13 protein-coding genes and 1 tRNA gene are annotated in these 22,001 nt (G+C 48.3%); 12 read left to right on the top strand and 2 right to left on the bottom strand.

Annotation, left to right across the window (positions count from 1 at the left end):
• The first annotated feature begins 28 nt into the window (after positions 1–28).
• From S2091_RS08880 to S2091_RS24640, 8 genes are all read left to right on the top strand, one after another.
• Positions 29–1,075 carry an aldose epimerase family protein gene (locus S2091_RS08880; RefSeq protein WP_243405366.1) on the top strand — a complete coding sequence of 349 codons (1,047 nt, stop codon included), beginning with the start codon at positions 29–31 and terminating at the stop codon, positions 1,073–1,075.
• A 308-nt stretch (positions 1,076–1,383) separates the two neighbouring features.
• A complete protein-coding gene (locus S2091_RS08870) occupies positions 1,384–2,382 on the top strand; it encodes a LysR family transcriptional regulator (RefSeq protein WP_105531451.1) in 999 nt (332 codons plus the stop codon).
• A gap of 98 nt (positions 2,383–2,480) precedes the next feature.
• Positions 2,481–3,710 carry a glycoside hydrolase family 27 protein gene (locus S2091_RS08865; protein WP_207769664.1) on the top strand — a complete coding sequence of 410 codons (1,230 nt, stop codon included), beginning with the start codon at positions 2,481–2,483 and terminating at the stop codon, positions 3,708–3,710.
• Positions 3,707–5,743 carry a hypothetical protein gene (locus S2091_RS08860; protein WP_105531450.1) on the top strand — a complete coding sequence of 679 codons (2,037 nt, stop codon included), beginning with the start codon at positions 3,707–3,709 and terminating at the stop codon, positions 5,741–5,743. The genes S2091_RS08865 and S2091_RS08860 overlap by 4 nt, the downstream gene beginning before the upstream one ends.
• Positions 5,744–6,281: 538 nt before the next feature.
• On the top strand, positions 6,282–9,170 hold the full coding sequence (locus tag S2091_RS08855) for a TonB-dependent receptor plug domain-containing protein (protein ID WP_105531449.1): 2,889 nt from the start codon (positions 6,282–6,284) through the stop codon (positions 9,168–9,170).
• A gap of 116 nt (positions 9,171–9,286) precedes the next feature.
• Positions 9,287–9,568 carry a hypothetical protein gene (locus S2091_RS23840; protein WP_133166884.1) on the top strand — a complete coding sequence of 94 codons (282 nt, stop codon included), beginning with the start codon at positions 9,287–9,289 and terminating at the stop codon, positions 9,566–9,568.
• A 377-nt stretch (positions 9,569–9,945) separates the two neighbouring features.
• Entirely contained in the window at positions 9,946–11,778 is a 1,833-nt protein-coding gene (locus tag S2091_RS08850; protein WP_105531448.1) for a hypothetical protein, read from the top strand.
• A gap of 253 nt (positions 11,779–12,031) precedes the next feature.
• Entirely contained in the window at positions 12,032–12,178 is a 147-nt protein-coding gene (locus S2091_RS24640; protein WP_480935827.1) for a hypothetical protein, read from the top strand.
• A 38-nt stretch (positions 12,179–12,216) separates the two neighbouring features.
• Here S2091_RS24640 and S2091_RS08840 read toward each other — a convergent pair.
• Together S2091_RS08840 and S2091_RS08835 are read right to left on the bottom strand one after the other, a co-directional pair.
• A tRNA-Asn gene (locus tag S2091_RS08840) sits at positions 12,217–12,292 on the bottom strand.
• A gap of 60 nt (positions 12,293–12,352) precedes the next feature.
• Positions 12,353–13,567: an amino acid aminotransferase gene (locus tag S2091_RS08835; protein WP_105531446.1), complete on the bottom strand. Its 1,215-nt coding sequence runs from the start codon at positions 13,565–13,567 to the stop codon at positions 12,353–12,355.
• Positions 13,568–13,708: 141 nt separating this feature from the next.
• On the opposite strand from S2091_RS08835, the gene uvrB reads away from it, so the two are divergent.
• The 4 genes from uvrB to S2091_RS08815 all read left to right on the top strand — a co-directional run bounded on the left by uvrB (position 13,709) and on the right by S2091_RS08815 (position 21,956).
• On the top strand, positions 13,709–15,808 hold the full coding sequence (gene uvrB, locus S2091_RS08830) for an excinuclease ABC subunit UvrB (protein WP_105531445.1): 2,100 nt from the start codon (positions 13,709–13,711) through the stop codon (positions 15,806–15,808).
• Between the two features lie 94 nt (positions 15,809–15,902).
• Positions 15,903–17,294: a GntP family permease gene (locus S2091_RS08825; protein ID WP_105531444.1), complete on the top strand. Its 1,392-nt coding sequence runs from the start codon at positions 15,903–15,905 to the stop codon at positions 17,292–17,294.
• Positions 17,295–17,958: 664 nt separating this feature from the next.
• Positions 17,959–20,403, top strand: coding sequence for a TonB-dependent receptor (locus S2091_RS08820; RefSeq protein ID WP_105531443.1), 2,445 nt, complete (start codon positions 17,959–17,961; stop codon positions 20,401–20,403).
• A 119-nt stretch (positions 20,404–20,522) separates the two neighbouring features.
• A complete protein-coding gene (locus S2091_RS08815; protein ID WP_207769663.1) occupies positions 20,523–21,956 on the top strand; it encodes an amino acid permease in 1,434 nt (477 codons plus the stop codon).
• Positions 21,957–22,001 lie beyond the last annotated feature (45 nt).

Genomic DNA, 22,001 nt, shown 5'->3' with positions numbered 1-22,001 from the left:
CATTCCTGACCGGAGTCGCTGTCGGAATATGTCAACATTAAATAAATTGATGATTACCATCTCTTCATCTCAATATCAAAATTTGTACACGTTACGCAATGCTTCTGGCATGACCGTAACCGTCAGCCCGCATGGCGCCAGCCTGGTGTCATGGCTCGCGCCTGATCGTGACGGTCAACTGGCCGACGTGCTGCTCGGCTACCGCAACGCTACTGACTACGTCAATAATTTCGATTATTTCGGAGCCATAGTTGGACGTTGGGCCAACCGGATTTCTACCGCACACTTTACACTTGACGGTGTTCAATACCATGTCGACAGCAATGACGGCATACACCATCTGCATGGCGGGTATGCCGGTTTGCATCGGGTGTTCTGGCAAGTCACTCAGAGTCAGAACGAACTTATTTTGCAGTACCTGGACCCAGACGGCAGCGGCGGATTTCCGGGCAACTTGCGCATCGTGCTGCGCTATCGTCTGGATGAGCTGGGTCAGTTGAGCATAGTCTATGAAGCTCACACCGACCGAGCTACGCCTGTGAATCTGACTTCTCATCCCTACTTCAATTTAAACGGCGGTCTCACTGATATCGGCGAACATCTCCTGACTATCAACGCTAGTTATTATCTCCAGACCGACGCCGATCACATTCCGATTCAGTGCGCCGACGTTTCCGGTAGCGCCTTCGATTTTCGGCAGCCAGCTGCTATCGGGCCAAGATTGTCCTGGCTGGATGCCCAGCCACCGGTGCAGAGCATCTTTGATCATTGCTATTGCGTTCAGCCGGAACGCGACGGACGGTCGGGGAAATTACGCCAGGTTGCTGCCGTTTTCGATCCTGCTTCAGGTCGAAATTTATCGGTCTGCACCGATCAGGCCGGCTTGCAGTTTTATAGTGGTAATTTTCTGACCGGAGTGTCGGGTCGTGGCAATTCAGTTTATGAACGGTATGCCGGATTTTGTCTGGAAGCACAGGCTTATCCCAATCAAATTAACAGCCCGTGGGCTGATGCGGTGGTACTGCGTCCCGGACAAATCTATCGGCAAACAACTATATATCGGGTTTGGGTGTAATTGTTTGACCTGTGCAGATTTCGTCATTAATTACAAAGAAATGGCAAAGTGCGTGACGAAAATGTTGATGGTAACACTATGCCTATGCCAGTTATTTATTACGTACACTCCGGTGTACGCGTATCAGAAAATGACGTCGAGACCTACTAGTGACTATGCGGATATATTATTCAGAAATGACGAATTCCGCATAGATCAGACTGCAATATTTCTGTACAGTCATCAAATTATCGCCATCGCCATTCAAAACGGATCTATCCGTATCAGCGTTGCGACAGCCTATGCAGCTTGATCGATAAGGTAGCCCCATGCGCAATAGCGCTTCTGAAAAGTTTGTCAGACATTATTTAAAGATTAAACATCTGGTGCTGATGGTGGAGCTGGGACGGCACGGTTCAATTTCACGCGCCGCGCAGTCTGTGCACATGACCCAATCTGCAGTGTCGAAACTTCTCGCCGAAATTGAGTATGCCTTGAATGTGACTCTGTTCGAACGTCAACCGCGCGGTATTTTTCCCACCAGATACGGTGAAGTTATGATACGCCGTGCGGAAGCCGCGCTCAATGAAATGACAGTAGCGCAACAAGAAATTGATGAGCGCAGATCCGGACTGTGCGGCCGCGTGGCTCTCGGTACGGTGCTGGCGCCATCGATCAGTGTGGTACCGCGTGCTATCCAGATTCTCAAGCAACGCTATGCCCGTATCAACGTCAGCGTTACCGTCGATACCAGCGTTCAGTTATTGCAAAAATTACGATCCGCCGAACTCGATCTGGTGATAGGGCATCAATTAAATCCGGACGAAGAATTCACGTTCGAAGCGATCCGGGATGAGCCGCACAGTTTATTTGTACGTGCCGGACATCCTTGGCTGACCCATACGGATTTATCCCTGAAATCACTATTGGAGGGAAGCTGGATACTGCCATCGCCCGGCAGCATCTTGCGTGCCCGGCTGACGAATCTGTTCCTTGCGCAGGGCCTGGACTGTCCGAGTGGCACGGTGGAAACTGAGGACATCTCGCTGATTTCCGTTCTACTGGCCGACAGTAATATGATCGTCGCACTGCCAAGAGAAGCGATGCGGGTTTATCTGGACGCAGGATTACTGGACGAATTGCCATTTCAACTCGGAATAGGCTTGGAGGCATATGGATTCATGATGCGTAGTCGGTGCCGACTGTCACTGAGCGCCGAACTGATGCTGGATGCATTGCGCGCAAGTCAAGCCATGCGGTTGATGGAATCGCCAGCCAGAACCGGACTGGCCCCGACATTCCATTTTCATATACCAACCATCAGTTAAGTTATGCATTGACGCGTGCGCGCAGCGGTAGAATTTTGCTGTCCTGGGCCGTACCAACCGGTATCGATCTAAAAAAATAAATCCATGTCAGGGAGACTATGAAACCATTTCGAATTCTGATCCTGCTGATTCTGATAGTTAGCCAACTGTTGGTCATCCAGTATGCCCGTGCCGAAGCCGCTCCACCGCGTCCTGAGCGTGTCGGGAATAATTTAGCACTGACGCCGCCTATGGGGTGGAATACCTGGAATAAATTTGCGTGCAACGTCAGTGAGGCGCTTCTGCGCCAGGCCGCCGATGCGATGGTGACGTCTGGCATGCGCGATGCCGGATATGAATACATCGTGATCGATGATTGCTGGCAGCAGGGTCGCGACAAGGCTGGCAATATCTACGCAGATCCGGCGCGCTTTCCTTCAGGGATGAAGGCGTTGGGCGATTACATACATTCCAGGGGACTGAAATTCGGCATCTATTCCGATGCCGGCAGTCTGACCTGCGGCAAGCGACCCGGTAGTCTGGGGCATGAATATCAAGATGCGCAAAAATACGCCGAGTGGGGTGTCGATTATCTGAAATACGATTGGTGTTCCACCTACGATCAAAACGCCAAATCGTCTTATGAAACCATGAGTGATGCACTTCGCGCCACTGGTCGCCCCATCGTCCTGAGTATTTGTGAATGGGGCTTGAATAAGCCGTGGCAGTGGGGAACGAATATCGGCAATCTGTGGCGTACCACCGACGACATTTATGATCACTGGGAAGGAAAAAAAACCTTTGAGCATGGGGTCATGGACATACTTGATCTGCAGGTCGGACTGGAAAGTTTTTCCGGTCCCGGTCATTGGAATGATCCGGACATGCTGGAAGTCGGCAACGGCAAGATGAGTAATGAAGAATACCGCTCGCACTTCAGTCTGTGGGCCATACTGGCCGCGCCGCTGATGGCCGGTAACGATCTGTCGGCGATGACTGAGCAGACCAGGGCGATTTTGACCAACCGCGAAGTGATTGCCATCGATCAGGACGCGCTGGGAATTCAAGCCAAACGGGTAGCCAAACACGTTGGAGATGAAGTTTGGGCTCGGCCGTTGCAGGGCGGTGGGCGCGCCGTGGTATTGCTTAATCGCAGCGAAACGGCGCACTCAGTGACAGTAAGTTGGGACATGCTGAATTTGCCGGACCAGTTGGATATGCAGTTACGCGATGTTTGGTTGGCCAAAAATTTGCCCGCCGCCAGATCATCTTACACGGCGATGGTGCCGTCGCATGGTGTCGTAATGCTGAGGCTTGATTATCGGCCAATGCAGGGTGCGGAGAAATGATTGCATCACGGCTAAAAAAAATAATGGCGTATGGTTTCCTGATTGCGTTCAATCTGTTGGGGCCGGCAGTGGTCAACGCAGAAATCATACCAACACTACACCCGCGCTGGACCATACAACAAAATGGTATACAAACCAGCGCGACGGACCAGCACACTGATCAACTGGAAATGAGTGGACGCCAGGTTTCTACCATCATCGATTATGGGCGAGATGTCAACGGCAGCCTGAATTTGCGTCGCACTCTGGTGTGGCCTATGCTGCGCACTATTCCGGACGATACCCATGCTAGCCTGATACGGAAATTTGAATTGGCCGACAGTCCGTCCATCGAAATAGATGGGCATGTAGCTCCAAAGGAAACGTTACGCAAGATTCGTTATGACGGCCAGCTCACCCTCGATTCGGAGCTCATGCGCGGTCTGAGTCTGACCAGACTGCTTTCTCCCGCGACGGATGAACCGGCACTGATAGAGCGTCTCACCCTGACCAATCATACCGACACTGTCATTGCTTACCGTTTTGATGCATTGAATAAAACCGAGACCACGCCAGCGCAGGCCGGCACGCACGGCTCGTATCTGATCAGAGCATTTTCACGCGCCAGCAGTGGTTCGCTCAAGTCGGGTCAGAGCATGCATGTCGATGTCCTGTACCAAGCCCAACTGGTTAATGAAATGGTGTACGTTGATGTCAATGAACAGCTTGCAGCACGTCGGCAAAAATTGCAGTCCTGGCGTTCCAGATTGGTGCTGGATACGCCCGAACCTGTCTTGAATCAAATGTTCGAATTTGCCAAAATCCGCGCCGCAGAAAGTATTTTCGCTACGCGCGGTGGTCTGCTGCACGCGCCGGGCGGGGGGAGGTACTATGCCGCCATCTGGGCTAATGATCAGGCTGAATATGCCAATCCATTTTTTCCCTATCTCGGCGATGCCAGCGGCGTGGAAGCGGCATTGAACAGCTTTAGGTTGTTCGCCGGTTACATGAATCCGACCTATCAGCCGATACCTTCATCCATCATTGCCGAGGGACGGGGGTTTTGGAATGGTGCCGGCGACCGCGGTGATTGCGCGATGATTGCCTACGGCGCCGGGCAGTTCGCACTGGCGCAAGGCGATGCGGCGCTTGCAGAACAAGTTCACCCCCTGATTAACTGGTGTCTGGAATATACGCGTCGGCAGCGCGACGCGGCGGGTATCGTGCATTCTGATAGTGATGAACTGGAAGGGCGGTTTGAATCGGGCAAAGCGAATTTGAGCACCAACGTGCTGGCCTATGCCAGCCTGATTGGCGCCGCCCGCCTGAGCCAAGACCCGCAGGAGCGAAGCGCGTTGAACGAAGAAGCGCAGCTGCAGCGCAGTGCCATCAACCGATACTTTGCCGCCAACGTGGGCGGATTCGATACCTATCGCTACTATGACGGCAATACCAAACTGCGTGCCTGGATCGCTTTGCCGCTGGTATTCGGCATGGAAGAACGCAAGGCCGGCACCGTTGCGGCGCTGCTGTCGCCACAATTGTGGTCGCTCAATGGCGTGCTCAGCGAAGCAGAATCGAACACCTATTGGGACCGCGCCACGTTGTATGGTTTTCGTGGCCTGATGAAAGTCGGCGAGCTCGAACAGGTGATGCCGTATTTTCGTTATTACTCCGGTATGCGCCTGACAGGCGAACATGTTCCTTATGCGATCGAAGCGTGGCCGGAAGGCAACCAACGTCAGCTTTCAGCTGAAAGCGCCTTATACGCCAGAGTTATCGTTGAAGGACTGTTTGGCATTGAACCGGTCGGACTGCGCAGTTTTAACATTGCGCCAAGACTGCCCAAAGCGTGGCCGCATATGGCGCTCACCAATATCCGTGCATTCGGCGCCGGATTCGTAGATGGCCAGGTAAGCGAATCGGGTCTGGATATTTCCACTACTCGCATCAAGCAACAACGTCAGCATGTGCAGGTCAGGTTGCATGGGAAATTGATTGTGGACCGAGATTGGGATGGCCATGCAATGATAAATGTGATCTTGCCTGAATAGGTTTGCCACCGCGATCTGGTCGTTCGAACATGCATCTGAATTACAACGATTTCCTCATTGCAGTCGGTTCGTATTGTCTTCTGATACATTAAAAAAACCGGCTGTTTTTTTACCTGTTTTGCCACCATCGAACTGTCGCCTCCATTTTTCAAAAACTGGACACGGACATGTCCCCCTTCTACGGATCACCACTAGTCTCGATTAATGCGCTGAACGTTTCATTTGTCGTTTTTTACGCATTCCAAAATCAGATAGCTATATGCATTTAAATCATATTGTGAAATCAAGTCGCAGCGCTAAAATCCGCTCAGCAAAAAATATTCCGTGTTGATACACAGGGAGGAGTTTGCTGGCGCGATGCTGACATGACAGTCTGTCCGGTTAAGCAGCTGCGACGTCATTAAATTGAACTATCTGGAATTTCCGTTAGTAAAAAAAGTCGCAGCGCCAAATAGTAACGATTGTTTTTTTTGTTTAGTTCGTTGAGTGGTGAATAAATCAAATTCAAATTCGAATAAAAAATCAAATTGGAGTGGACATGGAATTCAAAAATAAATTAAGGATTACACCGATTAAATTCGCGGTATCTATTTTGGTAGGAAGTGCTTGTGTGGTTGCGCATGCTGATCCAACTCAGTCTGATCCCGATGATAAGGTAACGAAAGTTATTATTACCGGATCAAATATTAAGACAGTTGATACTGAAACTGCCTCTCCAGTTCAGGTTATTACCCGTGCAGACATCACCCGTCAGGGCGTATCTACAGTAGCAGATCTGATCGGAAATATCTCTGGATCGACAGGTGGACTGTCTGATTTGGGCGGTTCTAACTCATTCGCGCCCGGAGCATCGAACGTATCATTACGAAATCTGGGACCGCAATCAACCTTGGTTTTGGTGAATGGACGACGAATCTCTTCTTATGGATTCGCCGACTATACCAACGTGTTCAGCAATGTGGATGCCATTCCGCTTGATGCAGTTGAGCGTGTTGAAATTTTAAAAAGTGGTGCGTCTGCGATTTACGGATCGGACGCTGTCGCCGGCGTCATCAATATTATTACCCGTACCAATTTCCAAGGACTCGAAGTCAATGCTGATGCTGTCAAGTCTCTGCAGAGCCATACATTTGGAACCAATAAGGCATCTATTACCACCGGCTTCGGCGATATGAATAAAGATGGCTACAACATTTTGCTCAACGCCGATTTTCTGAAGCGTGACAACGTGATGTGGACCAATTTGGAGCAATACACCAACCCAGATCTGACCAAAACGTCCCCAGGCTTTGGTACTTTCTCAAGCTATTCGACGCCAGGAAATATCATAGACGGTCCCAATACACAGCCGGTGGCCGGATGTGCGCCCAGTCTGATTATTGGTGGTCTTTGCAAATACAATCGATATCAACGGTTTCAGGCAGTGCCCGAATCAGAACGTGCCAATTTTTTTAGCACTGGCACATTTAAATTGGAAGGCGGAATCGAGGCGTTTTCCGAAATTAGTTTTTCGAGAAATACCACAAAATATCTGGGAGCATTTCCATACTATGGAGATGGACTTGCGCCGACTCAGTGGGGCAATCCTTCTACCGGAAAATCTTTGGTTTTCAATGAACTTGGTTTGGCCGCCAATAGTCCGTTAAATCCTACAGGAGACGATGGCGTTGGTTTTAGATATCGATTTACCGATGCGCCCGACTACCAGGATGTGACGGCGACTCAGTTTCGCGTATTGGGTGGATTGCGTGGCAATATCAATCAATATGAATGGGAATCCGCGCTTGGCGTGATGGGCTCCAAAGCAGTTCAGTCTTCGCAGGGCACCTTCAGCAGTGCTGGATTTATACAGGAAATAGGTAACTACAATAATTTTCGGCTTAATAACAATCCCAACGTCAATTTGGCTTATACAGCGTCTGATCCAAATTTTTTTGCTCAACCTGGTGGATATCATCCAGGGCAGGTAAATAGTCCGGCAGTATTAAATACGCTGTTCCCTGTGTACGGCAATACGGGCGATACCAAAGCCGAGTTTGCCGATGCCAAAATAACCGGTCCGCTGTTTAAGGTACCTGCAGGGATGATCAATTTTGCGGCTGGTGGCGAGATCCGGCATGAAAGCATGAGTATCCAACCAACCTCCAATTTACTAGATGGCGATATTGTCGGCTATGGAATCAGTGCGGCCGATTCATCCAGAAACATCGAGTCGGCATACAGTGAATTGAGTATTCCGCTTGCTAAAGATCTGGAAATGCAGGCCGCATTACGTGCCGATAAATATCCCAACCTGGCTACCCATTTTTCGCCAAAACTGGCATTGCGCTATGCAGTGACGGATTCCCTGCTGTTGCGTGGAACCTATGAGAATGGTTTTCGGGCTCCGAACCTGATTGAAAGTGCCAATTCCGTGAAATTTGCCTATGCCAACGGCACCGCGGATCCGCAGCGATGTCCGCAGGCATCGGCCTTATCGAATTCCTTATATGCACAGGCAGCGGCGTTACCTGCAAACGATCCGCAGGCTGCAGTGCTGAATGCCCGCGCCGAATCGGTATGGGCGCAGGAGTGCAGTTTTGGTTTGGCTTCTGAAGTTAGGAATAACCCGAATCTACAGCCAGAAAGTTCCAAAAGTTTTTCTTTTGGAGCGGTGTATGAGCCAGTTAAGGGATACAGCACGTCACTGGATTACTGGCATATTGATCGCAGAAATACCATAGGCACACCATCAACATCACAGCTGCTGAATGGAGGGCCTTTGCCAGCAGGCGTCCAGATTAATCGGGTTCCGTTCAACTCAGGAGGGGATCAGACCTTCAGTGCGACAGAGCTAACTCAGTACGGTGTCACTACCGGACCGTTGCAGAATATGACTCTACAGATGGAAAATATCTTCCAGCAAAGCACGAGCGGTATCGATATTGCCTTTAAAGGTAATCAAAATTTGGGTAGTTGGGGTAAGTTGTTGGAGATATTGGACGGTACCTACAATATGACCTACTACGATACCTCGGTGTCAACCGCAAATGAAAATTTGACCGGTCAATATGATATGCCGCAAATGGTCGCCAACTTCACCTTGGGTTGGGATTACAAAGGTTTTTCCAATTCATTACGGTACAACTACACTGGGGGGTACGATTTGCAGTATGGACAAAACGATACAACATGGAGCTTGAAGGGTTGCGCAACTAATGGCTTTTCCGCCTCACAGTGCCGCGTTGCGTCGGCGCGTACTACTGACTATGCGCTGTCGTATTCGGGATTCAAAAATTTAGTGTTGAAAATGAATCTCCTGAATATGTTTCAGCAAAGAGCTCCGGCCGATTTGCGCGCATTTGGAGTCGGTGGAATTATTCCGTCGAGTCTGCAAGATGCGGAAGGAAGAATGCTGCGTTTGAGTGTGGATTATAAGTTTTATTAATCGCGTGTCAGCGGTGGGCTGATCGATAGAATGATCAAGATTATTTGATCATTCTATTGTCGATACATATTTATGTAGGCATTGGCGTCATCAAAGGCAGCAAAAAAGGAGCGGCAGTGGAAGCTCGATCTCGACGCGATCACGATGATGTGGAGCGTAGGGTGCGTGTTTCTCGCCGACATAAAAAGGCGTGTGCCAAGACGTCGGACCTTGAGAGCTTGCTGATGGAAGATTTTTTTCGGGCGCGCTTAATAAATACCAGGCGAGTTGGCGACAAGCACAGCTTCAGCCCATCCAACTCGGGATCCCGACACCGGCATTTTCGACGGCTATCGGACGGTTCGCCTGCCAGCGGATCTGCTTCAGGCGCAATGCGACTTTTAGAGACGTCAGCCTGAGCCTGACCAGTTCAGGTATTCCTTTTTCATATACCAGTGTTCAATTAAGTCATACTTTGCTGTGTGCATGCAGCGTTAAAATTTTGCTAGCTGGTTGCAGGGGAGCCGATAGAGCATATGTGTGTGAAAGACATAGTGCCCTTGAGCGTGAGGCGTTCATGTGGCAGCGCCAACTAGGGAATTTGACTGCGCCTTTCTTGGCGGTCGCGCGAGCGACAAGGATCAACCGGGCAAGATTGTCATCTCGATCAATGTGGATTAGGCCGGATGGCAAGTGGCAGCTTCAGTAACTGTATTTTGCAGCAAAAAATCCACTGTTTTAGTTGTGCTTCATTCTCATATTTAAGTTTTTCCCATTCACAATAGGAGACAGAATAATGAACAAAAGCTCACAGAAGTTCGGAAAAAAATATACTGCCGGGATGCATGATCGCGCGGATGAATTACGTGCTACGCGACCGCAATTGAATTCAATATTTAGGAAGCGGAGTCTGTTGGCAATGCTAACCGGCAGCGCAATATTATATGGCTGCGGTGGAGGTAATAGCCCTGCTGATAGCAGCGCTGCTGCTGTCGGCAAGACCGAAGCACGACAATTGGCGGCGGCATCGAGTACGGAACTTACGGCAACCTCAAGCGACGCTGGACTACAAAGCGGCTTCAATCAGGCGGTAACGGAGGCGCGGTTGTTGAATTTCACCGATGCGAATTACCCGTTTCTACTGAGTCTGGGATGGCCTACAACCGATTCCCGATGCGCAGAATCAACGATGGTAACCGGCTATCTGGCGGGCATTCAAAATCGATGCGCTTACTATTCAAGAGACTATGTACATCAGGCAACCGGTGCCTATTATCTCGGAATGTATGAACAAAACTATCAGATGGCATACCATTTCGCGACGATTCTCCATAACAATTCCGGCGCACTAGCTCCATATTGGGCAATTGGGGCAAACGGAAATGAATATGAACAAAACGACGAATCACCGGCGCCATTTGAGATCGGTCAAAACATCGCAAATATGTATCGACTGACCGCCGACAGTAGGTATCTTGGTTCTGCGTTTAGCGCATATATCAATAACATTAACAACAATTTTTCCAATATCAATAATAACCAATACATCAATGCCGATGGCTTCCGGATGGCAAGGCTGGAGGACGGTGAAGCGGCGACTTACAACGAATTCGTCTCCAACGCAGGCGTCCCACCTACCACCAGCATTGTGCTCGGCGGTGATATGGCGGCAAGTGAGATCGCTTACTATCGCGGCGTATCGCAATACCCGGCAATGCAAGCCTCTGGCGATACAACCAATATGGCTGGGCAATTCAATACGCTGTCATCGAACTTCAATTCGCATTGGTATCTTGGCGGAGCCGGGCATTTTTCCGTCGCATTGACTGGGGTGACTGGCACGACTTATTCCAGCGCCAATTACGCAAGCCTGACCTATTATGATCACTACGCTCAAGAGCCCAATCTGTTTCCGCTCTATAAGGGCATCATTACCGATCCAACTGCGTTGGCCAATCAGGCCACCTATGTTGATAGTAACGCCGAAGCCGCTTTTGTCGCTGCTGGAAATAGCCTGCAATCGCCGGGTGTCGAATCGCACACGTATTTGCCGACAGCTTTTTACAATGCGAATATGCCTGATACTGCATGGAAATGGCTAACAAGGCTGGCCGCATGGCAAGTTCAAGGCGGAACGTCGACCTACCCTGAAGTTGGTTTTGCGCTGATTTCCGATACTATTACCAAAGTGCTCGGCGTTGATTTTGATGCACCGAACAACAATTTGACTACGCTTGCCAATCTTCCTTCGTCATTTAGTTCAGGTAACTACGTCCAGGTCAGCAACATACCCATCCATAACGCTGCGTTGACCTTTAGTTTGACGATCTCTCAAACGGCAGTCGGCACCCAAGGACTGGTGTCCACCATGTTGGCTTTCAACACGGATCCGTCTTTGCAGCCCAACGGCGGTGTGTATTGGATTCCACGTTTTCGTACAGCGGCTGGTTATCACTGCAATGTCTTCAGTACCTTTAAAAATGGTACGTCGCGTACGGATACATTCAACCTCATCTATGACCCCACTACAGAGACATATGGCTGCAATGCCGATAATCGCGGAATCTGGCTGTATGCAGGCGATCCGAACTATGCCGTGACCAGCATGACGGTGACGTCATCGATTTGAGCGAAAAGGCGTTTGCGCCGAATTAAGTCAAGTTCCACGAGAGGCGATACCGAGGCAGAGATTTGCCTCGGTACGCTTCGCCAATTCAGACCGGAATCAATTAATCCGGCAACCAACATGACCTGAGCATCGCGCGAAGAATATCTCGCCAACCTTGTGGGGGGAATGTGGGAAGCATGAGCCAGCTATCCATCATGTCGATCTAGACCTTCGACATACTTGGGCAAGCTGGTTAGTGCAAAATGGCACTCCGATGTATGACTTGCAGGAAATGGGTGGATGGAAGCCTGCAGAGATGGTGAGGCGGTATGCGCACCTTGCCCCAGCACAGATGGCGAAGCATGCGGATGTGGTGGGATCTTTACTTTACGGCACAAATACGTCACAAAAGCAGAAATAGAAAAAGGGCCGCAATTGCTTGCGGCCCTTTATATTCTGTGGCTCCCCGACCTGGACTCGAACCAGGGACCTGCGGATTAACAGTCCGTCGCTCTACCAACTGAGCTATCAGGGAACAGAAGCGAGATTATAGGGGGAGTTGTTTAACTCGTCAAGCAATTTCCCCTATTATTTATTACAAAACTTGGCAGATTGCATCCACCACGTAATTGATGTTGCTGGAATTTAAGGCGGCAACGCAGATACGGCCAGTGTCGACGGCGTAGATAGCATTATTGTTGCGTAATTGGTCTACCTGTTCTTTACTGAGTCCTGAATAAGAGAACATGCCGCATTGTTGTTTAACAAAAGCAAAGTCATGGCTTGGTGCTTTTTGCTTGAGTAAATCAACTAATAATTCACGATTGGCGCGGATTCGTACGCGCATGGCGGCTAATTCTGTTTCCCATAAAGCGCGTAATTCTGGATTGGACAATACGGTTGCCACGACTTTTCCACCATGAGTTGGCGGGTTCGAGTAGTTGGTTCGGATGATGCGTTTTAATTGCGACAATACTCGGGCAGCCTCTGCGCTGTCGGTGGCAACAATGCTTAATGCGCCGACCCGTTCGCCGTATAGCGAGAATGATTTTGAAAATGAGTTAGATACAAACAACGGTCCGCCCGCTGCGGCAAAGCGGCGTACTACCTGGCCGTCTGTTTCAATGCCTTCGCCAAAGCCTTGATACGCCATGTCGAGGAAGGGAACCAAGCCACGGCTGGTGACGACTTCAATGATTTTGCTCCACTGGTCGGCGTTTAAATCTGCGCCGGTTGGATTGTGGCAGCAAGCGTGCAACAAGACGATAGAGCCAGCCGGCATAGTTTTGAAGCTGGCTAACATGCTTTCAAAGTCAACGCCGTGAGTTGCTGCGTCGTAGTAAGGGTAATTGTTGACGACAAAACCGGCCGATTCAAACAGGGCGCGGTGGTTTTCCCAGCTTGGGTCACTAATCCACACTTGCGCGTCTGGTGCGAAACGTTTTAAGAAGTCGGCGCCAAGTTTTAATGCGCCAGTTCCACCGATAGCTTGAGCGGTAATTACACGCTTTTCTGCAATCACTTTACTCTCTGCGCCAAACACTAATTCCTGAACCGCTTTGTCGTAGGTTGCCAAACCGTCAATCGGCAAATAGGTGCGTGGCGTTACTGTGGCGATTAGCAGCGCTTCGGCACGTTGTACGCATTCCAGCAAGGGGACTTTGCCGTTGTCATCGTAATAAACGCCTACGCCCAGATTCACTTTTTTAGGGTTGGTATCGGCGTTGTAGGCTTCAGTGATCCCTAAAATAGGGTCGCGAGGTGCCAATTCGATGGCGGTAAACAGCGAAGGGGTAGAGGTGGAAGTCATTGTGGCTTTAAATAAAAAAGAAGAGAAAATTCTGAGTAAATTCGGCAATAATTAGACGAAATTCAGACTAGATTCAAACTAAATGAGTAAAATGCAAGGCTATAAATAATCAATCAGTATTCTATAACAAAGGTTACGCCCATGGCGGATTTAGCAGGGATTTCAATAACTGACCCACAGAAAAACGCAGTGCCTGAAGGGCAAACTGTGCGTTTTCCAAATTCACCTTATCAATTATTTCAACCATTTGCGCCAGCAGGTGATCAACCGGTAGCAATTGATCAATTAGTTGAGGGTATTAACGACGGTCTGGCATATCAAACTCTATTGGGAGTGACTGGTTCCGGTAAAACCTACACGATGGCGAATGTGATTGCGCGTACTGGCCGTCCAGCGATTGTGTTTGCGCCGAATAAAACTCTGGCAGCGCAGTTATATAGTGAATTCCGTGAATTTTTTCCACACAATGCGGTGGAATACTTCGTCAGTTACTACGATTATTACCAGCCTGAAGCCTATGTGCCGCAGCGCGATCTTTTCATTGAAAAAGATTCCGCGATTAATGAGCACATCGAGCAAATGCGCCTGTCATGCACCAAGTCGCTGATGGAGCGGCGCGACGTGATTATTGTTGCAACCGTTTCGGCGATTTACGGTATTGGGAACCCGAACGAATACCATCAAATGATTCTTACGTTGCGCGCCAAAGACCGGGTGAGTCAGCGTGACATCATCGCCCGTTTAATTCAAATGCAATACACCCGCAATGAAGTTGATTTTGGGCGCGGTACGTTTCGGGTGCGTGGTGACACGATTGATATTTTCCCTGCCGAACATGCAGAATTGGCCGTGCGCGTGGAAATGTTTGACGATGAGATTGAAAACCTGCAGTTATTTGATCCACTGACTGGTCGCATTAAGCAAAAAATTGTGCGCTTCACCGTGTATCCCGGTTCGCATTACGTTACACCTCGCGCCACGGTGTTGCGAGCGATTGAAACGATTAAAGCCGAGTTGGGTGAACGTTTGGTTTTCTTTAGAAAAGAAAATAAACTCATTGAAGAGCAGCGCATAGAACAGCGCACACGCTTTGATTTGGAAATGATGAGTGAAATTGGCTTTACCAAAGGGATTGAAAATTATTCACGGCATTTAAGTGGCGCACTTCCGGGTGAGCCGCCACCGACGTTGGTTGATTATTTGCCGAAAGATGCGCTCATGTTTTTGGATGAGTCGCATGTGCTGATCGGACAATTTACCGGTATGTATAACGGCGATAGGGCGCGCAAAACCAATTTGGTGGATTACGGTTTTCGTCTGCCATCAGCACTAGATAACCGCCCGTTAAGGTTTGATGAGTTCGAGTCAAAAATGCGCCAAACGGTGTTTGTGTCCGCGACCCCGGCTGCATATGAAGCCGAACATACCAATCAAGTAGTGGAGCAGGTGGTGCGCCCGACGGGGCTGGTTGATCCAATGATCATCGTGCTGCCAGCCAGTACGCAAGTTGATGATTTGATGACGCAAATTCATATGCGGGTCAAGAAGAATGAGCGCATCTTAGTCACGACCTTAACCAAGCGCATGGCAGAGCAGTTGACCGATTTCTTGGGTGAGCACGGTATTAAAGTACGTTATTTGCACAGCGATATTGATACGGTAGAGCGGGTAGAGATTTTGCGTGATTTACGCCTCGGCACTTTTGATGTACTGGTCGGGATTAACCTGTTGCGAGAAGGTTTGGATATTCCTGAGGTATCTCTGGTGGCTATTTTAGATGCGGATAAAGAAGGTTTCTTGCGTTCTGAGCGCAGCCTGATTCAAACTATCGGCCGTGCCGCGCGTAATTTAAACGGGATGGCGATTTTATACGGTGACAAAATCACCAATTCAATGAGTCGCGCCATGGAGGAAACCGAGCGCCGTCGTAATAAGCAAATCGCCTTTAATAAAGCCAACAACATTACCCCAACTGGTGTGGTGAAACATATCCGTGATTTGATCGACGGTGTATACAACCCGCAAGCGGCCAGAGCAGAGTTGGATGCGGCGCAAGAGCATGCACGTTATGAGGTGATGAGCGAAAAGCAGGTTAGTAAAGAAATTAAACGGTTGGAAAAATCCATGCTGGATCATGCCAAGAATCTGGAGTTTGAAAAAGCAGCGCAAGTGCGGGATCAGTTGGCGCAGTTGAAATTGCAATTGTTTGGCTCTAGTGGCGCTACTGATTTAGTAGAGTGACTATGCCGCTGTAGGTTTTTTGTTTGATGAGTATTTGCACAATTAATAAAACCATTTGGTTTCACCTTGATCAACTTATTTTCTAAGGATATGTATGGCACTTCTCGTCGTCTTGGCTGCCTTGTTCTTACTGATGTTTGTCGCGTACCGCGGCTTTAGCGTCATTCTGTTTGCGCCGATAATTGCCCTGGCCGCGGTGTTCTTGACCGATCCAGGCATGGTAGCTCCAATGTTCACCAGTGTGTTTATGGAAAAAATGGTGGGCTTTCTTAAGCTGTATTTCCCGGTATTTTTGCTGGGCGCATTGTTCGGTAAAGTAATTGAATTATCTGGATTTTCCAAAGCCATTGTATCCAGCATTATTCAGGTGGTCGGATCGCAACGCGCCATCTTGTCGATTGTGTTGGTGTGTGCGGTACTCACCTACGGCGGCGTTTCTTTATTTGTTGTGGTGTTCGCGGTGTATCCATTTGCTGCGGAGATGTTCAAACAAGGGAATATTCCCAAGCGTTTAATTCCCGGCACAATTGCCTTGGGCGCATTTAGTTTTACGATGGATTCGTTACCCGGTACGCCGCAAATTCAAAACATTATTCCGAGCACTTTTTTTAAAACCACTACTTGGGCAGCGCCTTGGTTAGGTGTTATTGGCGGCATGTTTATTTTGTTAATGGGCATGCTGTATCTGGAATGGCGTCGTAAAGCCGCATTAGCAAAAGGTGAGGGCTACGGAGAGAATCATTTGAATGAGCCCGAAGCGTTTACCCATGAAAAATTGCCTAACCCACTAATTGCGTTGTTGCCCTTGGTGTTGGTGGCAGTATTAAATAAAGTATTTACTGGCCTCATACCTCAACTTTACGGTCAATCCTACAACTTGCAACTAGCAGGAAATGCTAAGCCAGTTGTGACGGAAATCTCTAAAGTGGCGGCGATTTGGGCAGTTGAAGCTGCCTTATTGGTTGGTATTTTGACTGTGTTGGTCTTGGCCTTTAAACCGATCAAAAAACAATTTGCCGATGGCTCGAAGGCGGCGATAGCAGGGGCCTTGTTAGCGGCCACTAATACCGCAACCGAATATGGTTTCGGTGCGGTGATCGCTAGTTTGCCGGGCTTTTTGATTGTGGCTGATGCGTTGAAGTCGATCCCGAATCCACTCGTCAATGAGGCTATTACTGTCACTGCTCTGGCAGGGATTACCGGTTCCGCTTCAGGTGGTTTGAGTATTGCATTGGCAGCGATGTCCGATACCTTTATTCAAGCGGCGAATGCAGCGCACATACCATTGGAAGTAATGCACCGGATTGCTTCGATGGCGAGCGGCGGGATGGATACTTTGCCCCATAATGGTGCGGTGATTACCTTGCTGGCAGTAACCGGCTTAACGCATCGGGTTTCTTATGGCGATATTTTTGCGGTGACCTGCATTAAAACCATGGCCGTGTTTTTTGTGATTGCGGTGTATTACGCAACCGGTATTTATTAAGCTGTGACGTAGCGTGGGTACAAAAACGTGCCCACGCCACATTCAATTTTAATTTGCGACTTTTAATCTCGACCACATCGCCCGTCAACTTTATGTAAATTCATGTCGCAGATTGAAAAGAGTTTGTTTTAGTTGCTAAGTAGAATCAACTCCATTCACTAAGTGCGATCCACTTAGCACGATTTCTGAATATCAAAAGCTTGCCAAACAACGTTACCCGTTCTTTGCAACAGCCAATTCGATACGTTAAAAAAACCACATACAGTAATATTTTTTTGTTGAACTTGCTTTGCCATGTATATACTTATTTTTCAGAAATAAAGTAAGTTATCTATACATATTTCGTGCGAACGGAAGGCTAAGGTTAATTTAACAAATAAACTCTGATTTTTTAGTGATAAACGAAATAAAAGTTCGAAAGGAGCATTTACATAGAGCTGCGTCAAAACCGTACAACTCCGCGCCATAACTGTTTCAACTAAATAAATAGTTGCGACTTAGGAAGTTATAGCGGTAAATACGGATGAATTAATTTTTAAAAAAGAAAGATAAAGCATGACAAACATGGCGCACATATTGCTTAGTCGATGTGAGCGTCAACGCAATAAACAAAGTTGAGCTAAATAGAATTCAATAAATAAATATCACTTGGAGATAATGAATTATGGCGAACCGACAGTTTAATTTCATCTGTGCCGCAGCAGTCGCATCAACCTTCGCCTCAACTTTTATTTGTGCACCAACCTGGGCACAAGAAGTAGCACAAACCACCGCAGCGCCAGCCGCATCTGCACCAGCATCAACCGAAACACCGGATTCAACTGCCACCCCCGCACCAACTTCAGTCAAAAATTCAAACCAGATTCAAACCGTCATCATTACCGCGAATAAGCGTAAAGAAGACGCCAGCAAGGTGCCGCTCAGTATTTCGGTGATTGGTGGTGATGAATTAGCCGCGCAACACATTGAAGACTTTGCTTCTGCTACCCGTTCAATCCCTAATATTTCATTCTCGGGCGGTGGCGGTGGCGGTAATGCGGGTAATGGCCCTGGCTTGTCGAATGTGGAAATGCGCGGGATTAGTTCTGAAGCAGGTTCTGCCACGGTTGGCATTTATTTAGATGATGTGTCAATGACGGTCGGTAATCTGTACAGCATGGGAAGTGCTGAGCCAAAATTTTTCGATTTAGACCATATTGAAGTATTACGCGGCCCACAAGGGACGCTGTACGGCGCAAGTTCAATGGGTGGCACGGTTAAATTCATTAGTAATCAACCCAACTTAAAAATACAAGAAACCAATATCTCTGCCGATGTTTCTTCCACCGCGGGTGGCGGTACGAATAATACCGAGACTGGTGTTTTCAATGCGGTGCTGATCCCCAATGAATTGGCCTTGCGCATTGGTGTTGAATCCGCACATAAAAGCGGCTTCATTAATCAAGTCAACCCGACTACTGCGGCAGTGATTGCGAACGGTATTAACTGGGAAGATGATCGGGTTGCGCGGATAGCGATGAAATGGATGCCGACTAAAGATTTATCCATTACGCCTTCCGTGTTTTATCAGCAGGTAAATACAGGCGATATTGATGTTTCATATCTCACCCTATTGAATGGAACACCTATACCTAAAAATGAAACTGCCAAGCTGGTGCGTGAGCCTGGTAAAGACACCATGGTGGTGCCGAGCCTGACAATTAACTACAGTATGGATGTGGGTGATATCACTTCAGTCACCAGCTACTTCAAACGTAACTTTAACCGTACTCAAGATGGTACAACGGTGAACAGCGTTTATCTGGGATCGCAAGTGCAGAATGATCCTGCGCTGGCTTCCGTCGTTGGAGCGTTGCCTTCTGCTGTTTTCTTGAATAACGAAGTGACCCAGTTTTCGCAAGAGGTACGCATCGCTTCAAAGCCGTATGACCAAAGCGTTTCGCCATTCACGTGGGTTGCTGGCGCTTATGTCTCCAACATGAATACCAATATTACTGATAATGAACCGGTGTATGGGATCAATGCTGCTTTTAATGCCGCTGGTATGAATCCAAGCAATCCAGCTGATCTGGCTGGAACAGTGACGGCAGGTTTCCCAAATGATAATTCCTACTTTGCGCATCGTGCTTACCACGATACACAGCAAGCCGTTTTTGGTGAAGCAAACTACTACTTTATTCCTACCGTTCACGCGACTGCTGGCCTGCGCTTTTTAGAAGCCAAAGAAACCTTTAGCCGTGCTGCCGGACTATATTTTGCTAACGACGGTACTAATGACGGTAATGCCTATAACGTCCAAGACAGCAGTGGAAGCAAGGCTACTCCTAAGTTTGCGATTACTTGGGAAGTCGATAAAACCGACACCTTGTATGCCACAGCAGCAGAAGGTTTCCGGGTTGGTGGCTCTAACTTCCCGTTACCAATGGGCTATTGTGGAATGACTACGCCGAATCCGCTCAGCTTCGGTGCAGATACGCTCTGGAGTTATGAAGTCGGTGATAAATCACGCTTCTTAGACAATACCTTGTCCGTGAATGCCGATCTGTTTTATATCGACTGGAAGAATCTGCAACAGCAAATCACCTTAGCTAATTGCGGCTATGCCTATAACACCAATGTAGGTAGTGCTACTAGCTATGGCGGCGAAATTGAAGTGAAATATAAACCAATTTCTAGCGTGGTTCTTGATTTGGCTGGCGGTTATACCCACGCAACGCTGTCAGATGATGCTGGTCTTAATGCTGGTGTCGTTGGTGCGGTGAAGGGCGCTGATGTTCCTGGTGTACCTAAATTTAACCTGGCATTAACCGGGCAATATAACTTCGCTATCAATGACGATGTAATGGGTTTCGTTCGCACGGCGGCGCACTGGACAGGTACTTCCAACGGCACATTAGCGCCAAGCAATCCTGACTACCAACGTCCGGCGTATGCCAACGTAGATGCCAGCACCGGTGTTAGTTTTGAAAAATGGGACGTGTCGTTATATGTCAGAAATATAGCGAATAGCCAAAAAATCATTCAACGCCCACAAGTACAAGGCACGGCAGATGAAGCTTATCGCATGTCACCACGAACAATTGGTGTAACTTTGACCGGTAAGCTGTAAAATTAGCCGTTTTTCGTTTAGTAAGCTTAGGGGAAGTCGCTGACTTCCCCTCCTTTTGTGTTGTAGCCTAAATAAAACTAGAAAACTAGAATTAGGTGAGATTTCCGGGACAAAATCGAATGAGTATTTCTACCAAATTAAGCACGCCTTCGCTGTTTGAAAGGATGCTGCGCACCAAACCGATTGACGCCATGCCAACGCACGGAGAAGAGGCTACGGGCGGCCTGCATCGTACTATCGGTTTGTTTCAACTGACCATGTTCGGCGTCGGAGCCACTATTGGCTCCGGTATTTTTGTGATTCTGGGCGATGCTGTTCCTAAAGCGGGCCCGGGTGTTATTTTATCTTTTATCATTGCCGGTATTACTGCCGCTCTGACAGCGCTGTGTTATGCAGAATTAGCTTCCTCGATTCCCTCCACCGGTTCTTCCTATTCCTATACTTACGCCACCATGGGCGAAATGGTCGCTTACTTGGTCGGCTGGTGTTTGCTGCTGGAATATGGCATTTCAACCTCGGCGATTGCGGTCGGCTGGGGCCAGTATCTGAATGAATTATCGTTCGATTTGTTAGGTATGCGTATGCCCGCCGCGATTGCTAATCCGCCCGGGGTGAATGGCGGTATTTTTAATCTACCCGCCGTGGTGCTGGTTTTTATGTGCTGCGTTTTATTATTGCGAGGGACGAAAGAATCCGCCCGAGTCAACGCGATTATGGTGGTAGTTAAAATTGCCGTTTTAATTATGTTTATTTTGATTGGTTTGACGGCGTTTCATTCGTCTAACCTGCATCCTTTTATGCCGATGGGCATGAGCGGCGTTGGTGCAGCGGCTTCCAGTATTTTCTTCTCTTATATCGGTTTAGATACCATTGCCACGGCGAGCGATGAAGTAAAAAATCCCAAACGTACGCTGCCATTAGCCATTTTATTTTCATTGGCGATTGTAACGGCGGTGTATGTATTGGTCGCGATTGTTGGCGTCGGTTCGCAACCGTATACCGAATTTAATGGTAATGAAGCTGGGCTGGTACAAATTTTACGTCGCATTACTGGCGCTACTTGGCCGGGTGTGATTCTGGCGATGGGGGCAGTTATTTCCATCTTTAGCATTACCTTAGTGACGTTATATGGGCAAACGCGGATTTTGTACGCGATGGCACGCGATGGCATGCTGCCGAAAATTTTTGCCAAGGTGGATGCGCATACTAAAACCCCTCGGAAAAATACCGTGATTGTGGGCACCTTGGTGGCGATAGCAGCGGCCTTATTACCTTTAGATGTGCTGGCAGATTTAACGAGTATGGGTACCTTGGTGGCTTTTGCGATTGTATCGACTGGCGTTATTATTTTGCGTCGAACGCGCCCAGATTTACCACGTGGCTTTAAAGTGCCGTTTTATCCGTTATTTCCTATTTTAAGTGTTCTGTTTTGTATTTATCTGATTGCTGATTTACCAACGCATACCTTCACTTTATTTGCCGTATGGTTATCGTTTGCGCTGATATTTTATTTTTCTTACAGCATGCGTAATTCAAAATTAGAAAATGTTTAAATCAAATGCTTCTATCAGTTTTAATCAGTTCCAAGGTAATATTGG

Origin of the sequence: Solimicrobium silvestre (assembly GCF_002976435.1) — a bacterium.
Lineage (GTDB): Bacteria > Pseudomonadota > Gammaproteobacteria > Burkholderiales > Burkholderiaceae_D > Solimicrobium > Solimicrobium silvestre.
The sequence above is the reverse complement of the archived record's forward strand: the minus strand, read 5'-3'. Positions and strand labels throughout refer to the sequence as shown.

Coding starts and splice junctions, on each gene's coding strand:
- S2091_RS08880 (WP_243405366.1), top strand. CDS start 29: ATGTCAACATTAAATAAATTGATGATTACCATCTCTTCATCTCAATAT.
- S2091_RS08870 (WP_105531451.1), top strand. CDS start 1,384: ATGCGCAATAGCGCTTCTGAAAAGTTTGTCAGACATTATTTAAAGATT.
- S2091_RS08865 (WP_207769664.1), top strand. CDS start 2,481: ATGAAACCATTTCGAATTCTGATCCTGCTGATTCTGATAGTTAGCCAA.
- S2091_RS08860 (WP_105531450.1), top strand. CDS start 3,707: ATGATTGCATCACGGCTAAAAAAAATAATGGCGTATGGTTTCCTGATT.
- S2091_RS08855 (WP_105531449.1), top strand. CDS start 6,282: ATGGAATTCAAAAATAAATTAAGGATTACACCGATTAAATTCGCGGTA.
- S2091_RS08850 (WP_105531448.1), top strand. CDS start 9,946: ATGAACAAAAGCTCACAGAAGTTCGGAAAAAAATATACTGCCGGGATG.
- S2091_RS24640 (WP_480935827.1), top strand. CDS start 12,032: ATGTATGACTTGCAGGAAATGGGTGGATGGAAGCCTGCAGAGATGGTG.
- S2091_RS08835 (WP_105531446.1), bottom strand. CDS start 13,567: ATGACTTCCACCTCTACCCCTTCGCTGTTTACCGCCATCGAATTGGCA.
- uvrB (WP_105531445.1), top strand. CDS start 13,709: ATGGCGGATTTAGCAGGGATTTCAATAACTGACCCACAGAAAAACGCA.
- S2091_RS08825 (WP_105531444.1), top strand. CDS start 15,903: ATGGCACTTCTCGTCGTCTTGGCTGCCTTGTTCTTACTGATGTTTGTC.
- S2091_RS08820 (WP_105531443.1), top strand. CDS start 17,959: ATGGCGAACCGACAGTTTAATTTCATCTGTGCCGCAGCAGTCGCATCA.
- S2091_RS08815 (WP_207769663.1), top strand. CDS start 20,523: ATGAGTATTTCTACCAAATTAAGCACGCCTTCGCTGTTTGAAAGGATG.